At 69.9% G+C, this 14,137-nt stretch carries 13 protein-coding genes and 4 pseudogenes; 7 read left to right on the top strand and 10 right to left on the bottom strand.

The annotated features are described in order from the left end of the window. Positions 1 to 95: 95 nt before the first annotated feature. From ACGFU6_RS23800 to ACGFU6_RS23785, 4 genes and pseudogenes are all read right to left on the bottom strand, one after another. Positions 96 to 899 carry an NAD(P)-binding domain-containing protein gene (locus tag ACGFU6_RS23800; protein ID WP_393613630.1) on the bottom strand — a complete coding sequence of 268 codons (804 nt, stop codon included), beginning with the start codon at positions 897 to 899 and terminating at the stop codon, positions 96 to 98. A gap of 87 nt (positions 900 to 986) precedes the next feature. Then, positions 987 to 1,808 (bottom strand): aminoglycoside N(3)-acetyltransferase, encoded by an 822-nt coding sequence (locus ACGFU6_RS23795; protein ID WP_393613629.1) that lies wholly within the window; start codon positions 1,806 to 1,808, stop codon positions 987 to 989. 176 nt (positions 1,809 to 1,984) lie between these two features. After that, positions 1,985 to 2,305: pseudogene (locus ACGFU6_RS23790) on the bottom strand (maleylpyruvate isomerase); the annotation flags it as partial. A gap of 90 nt (positions 2,306 to 2,395) precedes the next feature. Next, entirely contained in the window at positions 2,396 to 2,977 is a 582-nt protein-coding gene (locus tag ACGFU6_RS23785) for a DUF4333 domain-containing protein (protein ID WP_393613627.1), read from the bottom strand. 430 nt (positions 2,978 to 3,407) lie between these two features. Between ACGFU6_RS23785 and ACGFU6_RS23780 the strand changes: the two genes are divergently transcribed. After that, complete coding sequence (locus ACGFU6_RS23780) at positions 3,408 to 4,259, top strand: helix-turn-helix domain-containing protein (protein WP_393613626.1); 852 nt, start codon at positions 3,408 to 3,410, stop codon at positions 4,257 to 4,259. 101 nt (positions 4,260 to 4,360) lie between these two features. On the opposite strand, the gene ACGFU6_RS23775 is transcribed toward ACGFU6_RS23780, so the two are convergent. After that, on the bottom strand, positions 4,361 to 5,416 hold the full coding sequence (locus ACGFU6_RS23775) for an NlpC/P60 family protein (RefSeq protein WP_393613625.1): 1,056 nt from the start codon (positions 5,414 to 5,416) through the stop codon (positions 4,361 to 4,363). A gap of 369 nt (positions 5,417 to 5,785) precedes the next feature. On the opposite strand from ACGFU6_RS23775, the gene ACGFU6_RS23770 reads away from it, so the two are divergent. After that, complete coding sequence (locus ACGFU6_RS23770) at positions 5,786 to 6,445, top strand: class I SAM-dependent DNA methyltransferase (protein ID WP_393613624.1); 660 nt, start codon at positions 5,786 to 5,788, stop codon at positions 6,443 to 6,445. A gap of 139 nt (positions 6,446 to 6,584) precedes the next feature. On the opposite strand, the gene ACGFU6_RS23765 is transcribed toward ACGFU6_RS23770, so the two are convergent. After that, on the bottom strand, positions 6,585 to 7,430 hold the full coding sequence (locus ACGFU6_RS23765) for an LLM class F420-dependent oxidoreductase (protein ID WP_393613622.1): 846 nt from the start codon (positions 7,428 to 7,430) through the stop codon (positions 6,585 to 6,587). Between the two features lie 169 nt (positions 7,431 to 7,599). Continuing rightward, positions 7,600 to 8,199: a YdcF family protein gene (locus ACGFU6_RS23760; RefSeq protein ID WP_393613620.1), complete on the bottom strand. Its 600-nt coding sequence runs from the start codon at positions 8,197 to 8,199 to the stop codon at positions 7,600 to 7,602. 152 nt (positions 8,200 to 8,351) lie between these two features. Between ACGFU6_RS23760 and ACGFU6_RS23755 the strand changes: the two are divergent. Next, positions 8,352 to 8,957, top strand: a pseudogene (locus ACGFU6_RS23755) (IS5 family transposase); the annotation flags it as partial. A 15-nt stretch (positions 8,958 to 8,972) separates the two neighbouring features. Here the strand turns inward: ACGFU6_RS23755 and ACGFU6_RS23750 are convergent. Beyond that, positions 8,973 to 9,530, bottom strand: a complete 558-nt coding sequence (locus ACGFU6_RS23750; RefSeq protein WP_393613618.1) for an SMI1/KNR4 family protein — start codon at positions 9,528 to 9,530, stop codon at positions 8,973 to 8,975. Between the two features lie 1,082 nt (positions 9,531 to 10,612). Next, entirely contained in the window at positions 10,613 to 11,032 is a 420-nt protein-coding gene (locus tag ACGFU6_RS23745; protein WP_393613616.1) for a DUF6924 domain-containing protein, read from the bottom strand. Positions 11,033 to 11,115: 83 nt separating this feature from the next. On the opposite strand from ACGFU6_RS23745, the pseudogene ACGFU6_RS23740 reads away from it, so the two are divergent. Beyond that, positions 11,116 to 11,299, top strand: a pseudogene (locus tag ACGFU6_RS23740) (IS5/IS1182 family transposase); the annotation flags it as partial. A gap of 86 nt (positions 11,300 to 11,385) precedes the next feature. On the opposite strand, the gene ACGFU6_RS23735 reads toward ACGFU6_RS23740, so the two are convergent. Beyond that, positions 11,386 to 12,015, bottom strand: a complete 630-nt coding sequence (locus tag ACGFU6_RS23735) for a DinB family protein (protein WP_393613614.1) — start codon at positions 12,013 to 12,015, stop codon at positions 11,386 to 11,388. A 164-nt stretch (positions 12,016 to 12,179) separates the two neighbouring features. Here ACGFU6_RS23735 and ACGFU6_RS23730 point away from each other — a divergent pair, with 164 nt between their 5' ends. The 3 genes and pseudogenes from ACGFU6_RS23730 to ACGFU6_RS23720 form a co-directional block, all read left to right on the top strand. After that, positions 12,180 to 12,968 carry a hypothetical protein gene (locus tag ACGFU6_RS23730; protein WP_393613613.1) on the top strand — a complete coding sequence of 263 codons (789 nt, stop codon included), beginning with the start codon at positions 12,180 to 12,182 and terminating at the stop codon, positions 12,966 to 12,968. 105 nt (positions 12,969 to 13,073) lie between these two features. Next, on the top strand, positions 13,074 to 13,700 hold the full coding sequence (locus ACGFU6_RS23725; protein WP_393613611.1) for an SMI1/KNR4 family protein: 627 nt from the start codon (positions 13,074 to 13,076) through the stop codon (positions 13,698 to 13,700). A gap of 52 nt (positions 13,701 to 13,752) precedes the next feature. Next, positions 13,753 to 13,932: pseudogene (locus tag ACGFU6_RS23720) on the top strand (IS701 family transposase); the annotation flags it as partial. Positions 13,933 to 14,137 lie beyond the last annotated feature (205 nt).

The following is a 14,137-nucleotide window of genomic DNA, read 5'->3' as shown; positions in this document are numbered from 1 at the left end:
CATCCTCCGCTCGATGCCCGCCCCTGGAACCGGGACGGGCAACGACATTCCACGGCCCAGCGGCTTCCCGGTCAACCGGCCGGCGCCGTCGTGGTTCAGGTGGGACGCGTCGGGCGGCCTTGCTGCCTCAGCGCGGCGAGGAGGCCGTCCAAGGCGTTCGTGAGCGCTTCGGCGTTGGCCGGGTCGAACCATGTGGTGCGTACGCGTTCGTTGTTTCCGTTCGGGGTCTCGTGGTCGGCGGCGAGCTGGTGCAGGGTGCGGCTCCCGTCGTTCAGGGAGCGGCCGACGCCCTGGAACAGGCTGCGGACGTAGCGGTCCGCGTCGCCGCCGTCGATGCCCTGGGCGGCGGCCCATGAGGTGAGCGTGGCGAGGTACGCGTAGTGCGAGGTCAGCGTCCCCGTCAGCGCGGAGAAGGCGTCGAAGGCGGCCTCGTCCTCGGCGGGGAGCACTCCTCCCATCTGCTCGAAGAGGGCGTCCACCTCCGGGTGCGGGGGATACGTGACCGTGATGGAGCGGCGTTCGCGGATGGCCGGAAGGGGGATGGCGCGGACGATCGCGGCATCGGTGCCGAGCATCTGCCGCACCTCGTCGTTGCTGACGCCCGCCATCACGTTGACCACGATCCTGTCGGCGCCCACCGCCAACCCGGCGAGCGCTTCGCGGCGGTCCCGGCGGCGTACGGCGATGATCACCAACTCCGAGCGGTCCACCACCTCCTGGTTGCCGGCGCAGACCCGTACGCCCTCGTACCGCGAGGACAGTTCGGCCGCCGCGCGGGCTCCCCGCGGGGAGAGACAGATCTCCGGCACCGTGCCGTCCCCGTCTCCGCCCCCGTGGCGCAGGCCCGTGGCGATGGCCCGGCCTATCTCGCCCACTCCGATGATGCCGATGCGCTTCACAGTGCTTCCTCCGTGGTGTGCAGTGCGCCCGCCAGGGCGGGAACCTGCGGACCTGCCGGTGTTGTGAGTGCTAGGGCCTTGTGGGTGCTACTGGTGATGTGAGTGCCGTTCGTCCGCGTCAAGCAGTTCGGTGAGCCGGCGGACCGCGAAGGCGACCAGCGGCCGCACCGGAATGAGCCGGCACGGGGCGTTGCCGACCAGGACCTCCTCGATGCCCGCGCGCTCCTCGAATTCGCGGCCGACGACGGGGAAGTGCCTGCCGTTGTCGTTGCCGACGTCGAGCGTCTCGACCCACGCCCGCTCGCCGTCGACGTCCAGGGGGAAGCGGCGGACCTTCAGGCGCGGGCCGGGAGTGAGCGATTCGGCGTAGTGCAGGAAGGTGTTGCGGTCGTGGCCGACCCCCACGAGGAGGATGTGGCCCCCGAGGTCGTGCAGCCGGCCGAACGGCGAGGTGCGGCCGATCGCGAATCCGAGCGTCTGACGGTGGACGATGTCCGCTGCCCGAGCCCCGATGGCCGCGACGGATGCCTGCGGGTGCGAGCTGCGCACGCTCCCGGGCAGGGTGCGCAGGAGTTCCGGGACGGCGCCCATGCCGGTGGACGGCAGGTCGGGACGGAACGTGGGTACGGCCGCACGCCGTTCGATGACCGCAGCGTCGGGAACACCGGTGTGGCCGTGGTCGGGATCGGTGACCTGCCAGGTGAAGGCGGGCGTGACGAGCGTCCCGGCCGGGCCGAGTACGGTGCGCAGACTGTCGATCACAGTGGCGGCTCCGCCGTCGACGCGGCCGATGCTGGACAGGGACGAGTGCACGATCACGCTCATCCCCTCCCGGACCCCGGTCCTGCGCCATCCCTCCACCAGGTCGGTGCTGGTCAGTCCGCCGGTCCGCGGCTCGGTCGTTCGCATGCTTGAGGATCTCCGTCGTCGGGCTGCGGTGTTCGGGGGTGCGGTGTTGCGTATCCTCATTATGCACGCGGTGCGTGCATCATCAAGTGCATGGCTAGGACACGGCTTGACCGGAGAGGTCAGCGGGTCAGCGGGTCAGCGGGTCAGCCCAGGAACAGGGCGAACCTCGGGGCGAGTTAGCCCAGCTCCGCCTTCTCCGGCTCCGTCGGGGCGCGGCGTCCGGTGCCGATGAGCAGGGCGTCCCGGTCGGAGGACGACGACGGAATCGCGGTCCCGGCGATCGCCTCCAGAAGCTCGCGGGCGCGGGCCAGGCCTTCGGCGGGCGGCGGGGGAGCCGCCGGGAGGTGCGCGATCAGGTCGAGGTGGTGCAGCGTGCTCTCCAGTACGTACACGGAGAGGTAGTCGGCCACCGCGAACACCTCGCCCCGGGTGCCGACCCGAAGTCCCGGGCCGGCGAGCCCGGCCGCGCGGCCCGCCGCGGAGCCGACGTCGTCGAGCGCGTCGGCGAGTCCGGCCACCGCTGCGAGCAGTGCTGTCCCGGAGCCTGTGAAGTCGTCCATGGCCGCAAGCCAGTGCAATTCCCGGGTTCAGCCGCTGGGAGTGTCGTCCACCTTGAAGTTCATCTTGACCTGGCCGTCGACGACGGATGTCGCGGTGGCCGTGACGCCGTACTGCGCGCCGTCCGCGCCCAGTTGGCAGCGGACCTCGGCGTTCACCCGGGCCGGCAGGTCCTCGGGGCAGGTGAAGGTATCGGGCTCCTGGCCCACCTGCGCCGCCAGCGCTGCCTTGCCCTGGCGGGCGACCTCCGCCTTGTCCACCGCCTTCGCCCCGCTGCCACCGGTGCCGGGGGCGTCGTCCACCTTGAAGTCCATCTTCACGTTGTCGCCGTCCACCGACTTCGCGGTAACCGTCATGCCCTGCTTCTTGCCGTCCGCGGTGAGCGTGCAGCGGACGGTCTCGCCCACCTCGGCCTTGAGGTCGTGCTCGCAGGTAACGGCGTCGGGCTCCCGGCCGACCTCCTTGCTCAGGCCGGCCTTCGCCTGCTTCGCGACCTCTTCCCTGCTCACCGCTTTCGATCCCGCACTCACCGAACAGCCCGCGGCGCACAGCACCGCAAGTGCCCCCGCCGCCGCTCGAATCGCTATTCGACTCCGCCCCGACTTCCGCATGGGTCCCCCTTGATCAAACACGCACGTCAAAAACTTGGCGCGCCAAGCTATCACCGGGGCCCTCACCGCCCACCGCGCTCTGATCCGCACCCGGACCGGAAACCGCGACCCGGTAGATCCACGAGCCGCGACCCGGTTCCCCGCGTCGCGGTGATCCACGACGTAAAAGGCTTTAAAGCACTTGGGTAAAGAAATTTCACCAACCCGACCCCACCCTGTGGGCCCGTCACTCTCCCGGGTGAGGTTTCCCAACTGAGCTGGATTTCGCCCGGGTTGCCTGGCATATGCTCGCCGCACCAAACTTCAGACATGAGTCGGCCCCCGGCGGGACAGCAATCCCGAACGAGGGCCTGACCAGCGAGGAAGCGACACCTTCTCGATGGATACCCCGCAGATTATCGCGCCCTCCCACGCCCTGTCCGCTGGTGTGGTGCATGTCAATCTTCGCCACACGACCGGCTTCACGATCGTGGGCAATCACCTCAGCCAGCACGACGAGCTCTCCCTCGCCGCCAGGGGCCTGGCCGTGCACATCCAGTCGCTGCCGCCCGGCGCCAGGGTCGGCATCAAGACCCTCGTCGAGCGGCTGCCGGACAGTGAGCACCGCATCGCCGCCGCCCTGCGCGAGCTGGAGGAGTTCGGGTACCTGAAGCGCACCCGGCAGCGCGGACGGGACGGCCGGGTGCACACCCGCACGGTGTCCTACAACCACCCCGACGCAGCCTCGCTCGGCAAGGAGCAGCCACGAAGGCACCCGGCTCCGGCCCCCGCAGCGCAGGTCCAGCCTCCGGCACCAACACCAACACCCCAGCCCCAGCCGCAGCCGCCCGCAGAGGCCGTCGCGCCCCGGCTCGTGCCCGTACCCACGGCGCAGAAGCCGCCGCCTCCGCCTCTTCCGGCGCCCCGGAACCCCACGCCCCAGCTCATGCACGCCGCTGCGGCGCTGCTCGCGGGGCTCCGGCAGCAGGCGGCCCAACTCACCCTGACCGAGGCGGACATCGCGCAGCTCGCGCCTGCGGTGGCGGCCTGGTTCGAGCGGGACGCCTCGCCCGCCTCCGTACGTCACGCCCTCACGGCGGATCTGCCGCATCCGCTGAGGTTCCCGGCGAAGCTGCTGCGGCACCGGCTCACGGCGCTGCTCCCGTCGGGGCGTACGCTCCCCGCCGCATTCAGAGCCGAGCCGCTCCAGAACTGCGACGACTGCGACCGCGCGTTCAGGGCGCCCGAACCGGGCCACTGCGGTGAATGCGCGGCGTTCGGCAGCCGTTCCGCATCGGCCTGAGGCCGGACGGCTCCCGGACGCGGCCTGCCCGCCGTGACCAGTGGTCGACGGCGGGCAGGAAAGACGTTACGGGGCGCGGAAGTTCGCCCGCCGGAGCGTGATCAGATGCGCACGGCGCCGAAGACGGAGCCGATGGTGCCCATCGACTCGTAGCGGACGGAGGCGCCCGGGTACGGGGCGTGGAGCACGCTGCCGCCGCCCGCGTAGAGCCCCACGTGCGAGTTGCCGTTGAAGAAGACCAGGTCGCCCGGCTTCAGCTGGCTCGTCGAGATGCGGGTGCCCTGGTTGATCTGGGTGTACGTGGTGCGGGTGATCTCGGCACCGGCCTGGTGGTACGCCCACTGGGTCAGGCCCGAGCAGTCGAAGGCGCCGGGTCCGGTGGCACGTGCCTGATACGGCATGCCGATCCGCGAGGCGGCGGCCTGGAGGGCCGACGCACCGAGGGCGGACGCGGGGGCCTCGTTGCCGAGTTCGACCCGGTCACCGGCGCCCCGGCTGGCGCGCACCTTGTCGGCGGCGGCGTTGCTGGCGCGCGCGTCGTCCTCGCGCATCTTGGCGCGCTCGGCGGCGGTCAGGGTGTTGAGCACCTTCTGGGCCGCAGCGAGCTTGCCCTGCTGCTCCTTCTTCTTCGAACCGAGCGTCTCGCGGACGTCCGCCAGGTCGCTCAGCTTGCCCTGGGCCTCCTTGCGCTCCTGCGCGAGGGTCCGCTGCTTGCCCTGGATCTTCGTCAGCGACTCGGTCTGCTTCGCCGTCAACTGGTCCAGCGCGGAAGCCTGGTCGAGGAAGCTGTCCGGGTCCGAGGCGAGGAAGAGCTGCACCGAGGGGTCGATGCCGCCGGAGCGGTACTGGGCGGCGGCGAGCGAACCGAGCCCGGCACGAAGGGAATTGAGCTCCTGCTGACCACGCGCCACCTTGTCCTGCAGCGCGCCGACCTGCTTCTCGAGCTTCTCCTGCTTCTGCTTGGCCTCGTTGTAGTGCTCGTTGGCGACCTCTGCCTCGTGGTAGAGCTTGTCGACCTGTTCCTTGACCTCGCTCTTGGTCGGCTTGGGGTCGGCGTGAGCGGCCTGAGAGGTCAGGGCCACGGCCGCAGCGGCGGTCGCGGTGAGCACGGTCACACGGGCGCGGCTCGGGTTCTTGGGACGACGGTGGGACGCCACGAAGGCGAGCTCCTTCTTCCTCGAGCCGCCTACCGGGCTATGGGGGGACGGGAATCCCCGGCTCCGTGTACGTCACGGAATCGGCGGTTCCTTCGCTGCCACCCCGGATGGGTGGTCAACCGTGCGAAGGTTCGAGGCCCAACCATAGTGACCATCTCGTAATCAGTTCAATCGGCGGAGGCGTAATCTCTGCACACGAGTCACATATTCCGGTCACATCACACCGCGTGTAGTCGTAGTCTGACAGCCCGTTCCGGAATCTCGACCTCCACCCCTCCGCCCTCCGGGCGCGAGTCGCAGTGGTGCCTGACCTGATCCGGAGAAGAGGCCCCGCAGATGGCCCTTCAAGAGGCCCTAGGGTCGTGCCCCATGACCGAATCCCCCTCCTACCTCCGCGCGACAGCGGAGGCCTACGACGCCATGGCGGCCGTCTACGCCGACTTCGCCCGTGGCAGCCTCGACACCCTCCCCCTGGACCGCGCGATGCTCGCCGCCTTCGCCGACCTCGTACGGGCGGAGGCCACCGGGCAGGTCGCGGAGCTGGGTTGCGGACCCGGGTACCTCACGGCGCACCTGCGGGGGCTGGGACTGGACGCGTTCGGGCTCGACCTGTCGCCGGTGATGATCGACCTGGCCCGCGAGGCGTACCCGGGCGTGCGCTTCGAGGTCGGGTCGATGGACGCGGTGGACCGGGCCGACGGCGAGCTGGGCGGCATCGTGTCCTGGTATTCGGTCATCCACACCCCGCCGGCAGAACTCCCGCCCCACTTCGCCGAGTTCCGTCGCCTGCTGCCCCCGGGCGGCGTCCTGCTGTTCGCCTTCTTCGAGGCCGGTGACGGGCCGGTGGAGGCCTTCGACCACAAGGTGACGACGGCCTACCGCTGGCCCATCGACGAACTCGCCGCGCTGGCCCGCGACGCCGGCTTCACCGAGGTCGGCCGGATGCTGCGCGAGCCCCTCGAAGGGGAGCGGTTCCGCCGGGGGCACCTGCTGATGCGCGCGGCCCGCACGAGCCCCGGCTCCCCCTGAACGCCACGCTTGGTCAGGCTCCTTGTACTCCTTGGAACCCCGCGCGTGTCCTCTCCGCTCCGTGTCACCCGTCTCCGTGGGCGCGCTGTCCTGAGGCCTGCCCCGGGACGGGCCCCGGGGCAGGCCTCAGGACAGACCTCTAGAGGTACTCCGCGTACGCGTCCAGCGTCCGCAGCACTTCCGCCTCGCCCGCCGGGGGCAGCTGGAGCACGACCTCCTCGATGCCCAGGTCCGCGTAGTGCGCCAGCTTGCCCGCCTCCGGCAGGACCGCGTACGGGACCACCCGCATGTCCTTCGGGTCGCGGCCCGCCGATTCCCAGGCGGTACGGAGCCGGGGGATGGACTCCGTCAGGCCTCCGCCGCCGATCGGCATCCAGCCGTCCGCGTACTCCGCGATGCTCGCGAACAGCTTCGGTCCGGCCGCACCGCCGATCAGGGTGCGCGGGCCGACCACCGGACCCCGGGGCTGCTGGAACGGCTTCGGGTACGCGTAGCTCGCCTGAACGGAGCCGAACTCGCCGTCGTACGCCGTCGGTTCCTCGGACCATAGGGCCCGCATCAGCGCCATCCGGTCCCGGCCGAGGTCGCGGCGGGTGCGCCAGTCCACGCCGTGATCGGCGGCCTCCTCGACGTTCCAGCCGAAGCCGAGCCCCAGGGTGAAGCGGCCGCCGGAGAGGTGGTCGAGGGTGGCGATCTGCTTGGCCAGGTCGATCGGGTCGTGCTGGGCGATCAGGGTGATGCCGGTGCCGAGCGTGAGGCGTTCGGTGACGGCGGCGGCCTGTCCGAGAGCCACGAAGGGGTCCAGGGTGCGGCCGTACTCGGGCGGCAGCTCGCCGCCCTGCGGGTACGGGGTCTTCCTGCTCACCGGAATGTGGGTGTGCTCCGGCAGGTAGAGCCCGTCGAACCCCCGCTGTTCGAGCTGGCGGGCGAGCCGTACCGGTGTGATCGTCTCGTCGGTGAGGAAGATCGTTGTACCGATCCGCATGCGAGAACACCTCCGTCGTCGTCGAATGACGGCCCAAAGGTATGCCGTCCGGCGCGCAAAACCGAGCCTCAGGCACCCACGGACGAGCGACTGTGGAAGACACCGGGGCCGGGCCGCGTCCGGGCCGTACCTGTGCCACCTCCGTACCGCCGGTACGGTCGGCATCCGGCTACGGCGAGACCTTCCGCTCGTCGGCCCTGAGCCCTCGGAGTGTCCAGAGTCCGTACAGAGCCAGCAGGGGTTTGGCGAGCACGTACTCGCCGAGCCGGTAGTCGTCCGCACGCACGAGCTTCGCGGCCAGATCGGGGCGCTGTCGCCGCAGGTACGCGCGGGCCTTGAGCGCGTGAGCCGGCTGGGAGACGATCTTGATGCGGTCGACGTCCTCGACCAGCGGGATCACGTTCGTGATGTTCTCCCAGGTCGTCGTACTCCGGTCCTCCAGGAGAACGATGCCGTCGAACTCCGGCGCCGACGAGGCGTAGTCGGCCATCAGCCGGGCTTCCGAGGCGCCGCCGCCGATCGCACCACCGCTGAAGACCACCCGGGTGTCCTGTGCGCTACCGGCGGCGACGGAGCGGGCTGCGGCCCGGACCCGCCGGCGGTTGATGAGGTTCGCCTTCGGCCCGGGGTTGCGATAGCCCAGCACCACCACCGCTTCGGACGTGCCCCCGCCGGCCCCCACGAGGGCCCGGGACCAACGCCAGTTCAACCACTCGCCCCAGACCAGGGCCGCAGCCCCGGCCATCGCCAGTCCTGTCCTGCGTCGCATGCGGCGACCCTAGGGCACCGTGCGGCCGGCAGGTTCCGTGCGAGGGCTCGGGCTTCTAGGCAGTGTCCGGCGGGTCATGTCACCCTCGGATTGCCTGCTCGCCATATCCGGCATGGGGCGGGATGATCTGACGAATGCGGAGTGGGTGCGGCTGGAGCATGGTCAGCGTCGACTCGACGTCCTGCCGCGCCCATCAACACGCGGCCGGGGCCCGAAAGAGGAAGTCACGCGTCCCGAAAATAGGACAACGCCCCGGCACCACCGCCCGGACGAAGGACTTGGACGTTCCCGGGTCGGTCTGACCTGCAAGATCCACCTCGCGGGTGAAGGCGGATGCCGGCTGATGGCCTTCCTGCTCACCCCCGGCCAGTGGGGCGACGCGCCACAGATGATCGAGGCCCTCGAACACATCCGTGTCTCCCGCCCGCAGGGCGGCCGCCCCACGCACCCGGCCGGACCACGTGGGCAGCGAGAACGCATACAGCTCACGCCGAAACCGACGTTACCGGCGCAGACGACAGATCAGGCACACCATCCCCGAGCCGGAGGACCAATGGGCCAACCGCCAACGACACGGCAGCAAGGGCGACCGGCCCACTGGCTTCGACGGCGAGGTCTACAAGCGCCGCAACGAGGTCGAGCGGACAATCAACCAGCTGAGAAACTCCCGAGCCGTCGCCACCCGCTACGATCAGAGGGCCTACGTCTTCCACGGCACGATCACCGCTGCGGCGATCCGCATATGGCTCCGACCATGATCGGCCGCACAGAGCCTAGGGGCGCGCCGCTTCCCGCACCATGGCGGCGAAGTCGTGGTGCGGCTCGGGGTCGTCACCGTCGCCGGGCCACCACACATACGCGGTCCACTCGCCGTTATCCCCGATGCTGTCGGCGTGCAGCAGCCAGTAGCAGCCGCTACCGCCGTCGTCGTCGCCGACCAGCAGGCATCGCCTGAGTACGGTGAGCTGCTCCTCGAAGCTCTCGACGTCCGACCATGCTTCGAAGAGCTCGGCGTCGAGGTCGGTCAACCAGCCGATTGCGCCGACCTGGAACAGGTTGACAAACCCGATGTCTTCCCAGCCGTCGCTGACCTGGAGGAAGTTTCGGTACGAGGGAGGAAACCTCACCCCGAGCCGCTCCTCGGCGGCCACGATCGCCTGCTCGCCCGCCGGTTCGGCACCGGCCCACCCGGCCTCCAGCCGCTCCTTGCTGATGACCTGCCGATGCTCCTCGATGGCCTCACGGACCTCGTCCGAGTTGATGTGCCTGGAGTTGTAGTCGCTGAGGAACGCGCGCCATTCCGCGACCGTCATGGGCGAAGGGGTCGTCATACCTGAACTCCGGTGATTCGTACGGTGGGTCTCTGACAGCCTCACACGACCCACTGACAATCGAAGCGTGTGCCGGCCCGGCAGTGACCTGGCCCTTGAAGCCGCCGCTCGGGACGCGGCGCGGCCCCGGCGGATCCTGCGGCGGGTACGTCTTGGCTTGCAGCGATCGCCCGGCACGGCGCGGCCTGTTGGCAGACGCTTCCCGGTTGGGACTTGTCCGGTCGATCATGTTCGTAGCCAGATGGTGAGGGCTGCGGCCGTTGCGGTGTCGAGGAAGACGTAGCCGCGCTTGTCGTATCTGGTCGCGACGACCCGGTGTTGTCTGAGCGGGTTGCTTGATCGTTCGACGGTGTTGCGTTTCTTGTAGCGCTCCTCGTCGAAGCCGGGTGGTCGTCCGCCGAGTGATCCTTCGCGCAGGCGGACGGCCTGACTTTCGGTCTTCTCCGGGATGGTGTGCCGGATGCCGCGTCGTCGCGGGTATTCGCGGCAGGGCCGGTTGCTGTATGCCTTGTCCGCCGCGACGCTGTCGGGTCTCTTGCGGGGCCGGCCCGGGCGCCGCCAGGGGCCCGGATCTTCTCCAGCACCGGCTCGAACTGGGTGCAGTCCGCCCGCTGTCCCGGCGTGACGATCAGGGACAGCGGGCGGCAGCGGCCGTCGGCACTCAGATGGACCTTGGTGGTGAACCCGCCCGGCGAGCAACGACATTGGACTAGGGCGTGTTTTGAGAGTCCCGTCTGCCCGGCGGCGTCTGGCACGCACGCTCGCGGCGTTGCGGAAATGCCCTAGTAGCTCCTCGCCCATAGCCTGAAGGGCATGGGAGGGGCCCCATCCGAGACCATGTCCGCGCCTTGCGATCGCACGCACCAGACGCCGCCGGGCCCGCCCTTCGGGCGGACGGCGCTACGTTCAAAACACGCCTAGTGCCGCGTCAGTCAAGGTTTGCCCGTCAAGGAGCGGCGTCAGGTGCGTGCTCTCGGCGTGCCGGCCGGAAGCCCTTGTACTGGATGTACTTGGGTTTTCGGCCGGTGCGGCGAGAGTGCGTGCCGGGCGTCGCGACGGGGCGGACCTTGGCTGCCGCGGCACTAGCCCCCGTAGACGCCGTTCTCACCCGCGGCGTCCACGTACTCCTCCCAACTCACGTTGCCGATCGAGATGTTGTTCTCGATCACCCACAGGTCCTCGGCCACGACACGCAGCTCGCCGTACTTCTCGTCCCCCTTCTCGTCGTCCTCCTCCCAGGGCTGGACGGCGAGCAGCTGCATCCCGGGCGTGGTGAGGGCGGTCCCGTCGGCCACGATCAACAGATCACTTCCGGGTGCCAGCGACACGATCTGGTCGGTCGTCAGGTCGCGGTAGGCGGGGTCGTCGATCAGGTCGACATACGCGAGGAATCCGTCGTCGTTGGGCGTCGCTATCGCTTCCTGAAGGGCTCGCCAGGCGGCCTCGTCGGAGAAGTCGGTGCGGATCAGCAGGGTGTTGTCCGAATCCGGCAGGTGCTTCATGATTTCTCTCCCTCTGGGTGTGCGGGGCTCGGCCTCGGTGAAGACGCGAGAAGACCGGCAGTCAGGCCGTCCGCCTGTGCGAAGGATCGCTCGGCGGACGACCACCCGGCTTCGACGAGGAGCGCTACAAGAAACGCAACACCGTCGAACGATCAATCAACCGGCTCAGACAACACCGGGCCCGTCGCGACCAGATACGACAAGCGCGGCTACGTCTTCCTCGGCACCGCAACGGCCGCAGCCCTCACCATCTGGCTACGAACATGATCGACCGGACACGTCCCAACCGGGAAGTCCCGATGAGCTGGCTCTACTGCTCGACACGGCTCCGGCCACGATCCGCCGGACAGAGCCTACGGCCGGCGCAGGTGGAGGTCGCGGAGCAGGGCGATCTCGGCCCCGTGGTGCAGAAGTTCCTGGTTCACCCACCAGATGATGTCGATGAACGGCTCCTCGGCGTCACTGCCGTGGGGGTACGTGCAGTGGCCGATCCTGTCGAGCACGGCGTCGTCGGCGGCGAGCAGCGCCTGGCGCCAGGCCGCGGCGGCGGTAGAGAGGCCGGCGATCGCTCCGGCGGCGTCGGGGCTGACCCGGTAGTCGCTCCTGGTCAGGGTGCGGGTGCCGTTGGCGTGGTCGGCACGGACGGCCAGCATCTCGCCGAGGTGCGTCAGCCGCCAGGCGATGGTGGTGAAGGGCGGGGGCTCGGGGTGCGGTGAGTCCGCCGAATCCCGGCCCCAGTCGCCCGCCCCCACCAGCCGGGTGGCGCGCGCACCCGGCCCGTCCGTCCGGCGCCGGACCGACCAGCAGTCGGGTACCGGTTCCCAGAGGTACTCCGCGTCGGTCATCGAGGTGGCCTCGACCTCCACCCCGTTGCCGGTGTCCACCACCGGGCCGCCGATGCGGCCGAGCAGGCGCTCGCAGCCGAAGTCGAACTGGTCCAGGAGCGGAACCAGGCGTACGGGAACGGCGGGCTGCCTGCTCATCACTTCTCCTTCGTCCCCGTGAGGGAGCCAATCCCCGCGCGAACCGGCGACGTCCGCAGCCACCGTACCGAGCCGGCTGCGCGGAAGGGGGCGGCGCGGGCGCGGACGGGGCGGCTCCGGATGCCCCCTGGTTCGGGTCGGGCGGCGCTGCCATCATGGAAAACGTGACCCAACTCCAGCTTTCCGGGGCCGCGTTGGCGGTCGCCGCAGGCGTTTACGGGGTACTGGCCGTCCTGTGGCTGGTGCGGAACCGGTCCGACCTGGCCGCCGCCTCCTCGCTCGGGCGCCTGGACATCGACCCCTACCACGCCGTCGCCACGGCGGGTGAGGCACACGACGCCGACGGGCACGCGGCCGCAGTCCTGATGCTCGAAGGACGCCTGACGATAGACGCCGAAGGGCGGCTGCGCGTGACGGACTGCGGTGTCACCGGCGCTCCCGGGCACCCCGTCGCCGGCGCCCTGCTGGACGCCGTACGGCGGCAGGGGCCGGTCACGCTGCGACGGCTGCGCGACGATCCCGGGCTGCGTGACGCACGTGCCGGCTTCCTGCGGGAGCAGGACGCGCGGGTACCGCGCTGGTCGCGCCGAAGGAACGACGGCCTCGGGACGGCGGCCTGCGCGACCGCGCTCGCGCTGTCCTTCTTCTTCCCCGTGCAGCGGGTGTTCCTGGGGGACGACACCCCGGACGGGGCCGGGGACCTCCTCTTCGGGCTGTTCCTCATCGTGCTCACCGGGCTGATGCTCGCCGTCCCGCTGGTCTGGCTCGCCATCCGCTTCTGGCCCGCCCGCCGCGACCCCTTCCGCGCCCACTGCGCCGGCCTCCCCGGCCCGGAACCGGCGGCGCTCGACGAGGAGCGGCGCGAGCGGCTGCGGATGAGCCGCCGCCCTGGGCGCAGGGAGTCGGGGCCGCGCGAGGACGTCTTCTGGGTGGACAGCGGAGGGGCCTTCTAGACGGTGGCGTCAATGCCACGTCCGCATCAGAGGCAGCAACTACGAGCTGGCCCTCGCCCCAGGTACGGCCGGCAGCCATCGGCATTGTCATGGCTACCTGGCACCATGATCGGCATGAGTGAGACAACCGCACCTGAAGACAGTGAAGTTGCCGGTGTTCTGACCACGCCGGAAGAGTGGCGTGTCTTTCTCCAGCGGTACGGCGAGCTGTACGTGAAGGTCCGTGCCGACGAGGAAGAGTTGGTCGATCTGCTGGATGACGATCAGCTGGAGGTTCTGGACGAAGGGGGGCGGGTTGAGCTGTGGCTGGGCGAAGCCCCTGCCCGGGAGGAAGCTCTGGCGGCATCCGAGGAGCGGCTCGGAGTGCGGTTCCCGCCCAGCCTGCGGGGGTTCTTCCTGGCGAGCGACGGGTGGACGCACCTCGATGACTACGTGGACGGTGTCTATTCCTGCGGCCGCGTCTTGTGGATGCGGGACGGCGAGGCCGGCAGGCGCGTGACCGATATCTACGACTCGATACCCGGCAACGAGGACGACGTTCAGTTGTTCCGCCGGTCAGTCGAGATCGGCCGGGGAGAGGACTTCTGGTTGCTCGATCCGACCGACGTCGGGCCGGACGGCGAGTGGGCCGCCTACGAGTTCGCACCGAAGTACGGCAATCCGACGAAGTACCCCAGCTTCTCCGCGTTGATCCGCTCCGGGTACGAGAGCATGGAGGAGGACGAGGACTGAGTCGGTTCGTCAGCCTTCACGCTCACATCAGGAGTGACGCGAGGATGACGGCCGCTTCGTGGAGTACGTGAACGGGTTGCCGGCGCCGCTGGAGCGGAAGAACGGCTGGACGGATTCCGAGCGCGTCGGGCAGTTGCGTCCCGATGGCGTCCAGCGCCTGCTCAACCACTCCGGCTGGGAAGCGGATGCGGTCCGCGACGACGCGCGGGACTTCGTGGTGGAGCGTATCGGTGGGCACCTGGTCCTCGCACCCCGTCACCATGCCAACACACATCACCCGCGCTGGTCCCGCTTCCGCCGCCGCAGCCCCCGGGATCTCGCCGGACCGTTTCCCCCAGAGGACAGCCCTTAGCGCCCGCTGGAGGGCGAGCGGCCGGCCCGGGGCTGCTCCCCCTCCCGTCGGCAAGTCGTCGACGCTTCGGCGGAGCGCGAGGTCA

This window comes from Streptomyces sp. NPDC048462 (assembly GCF_043200175.1).
GTDB lineage: Bacteria > Actinomycetota > Actinomycetes > Streptomycetales > Streptomycetaceae > Streptomyces.
Note: the sequence above shows the minus strand (reverse complement) of the source record. Positions and strands in the feature narration are given on the sequence as shown.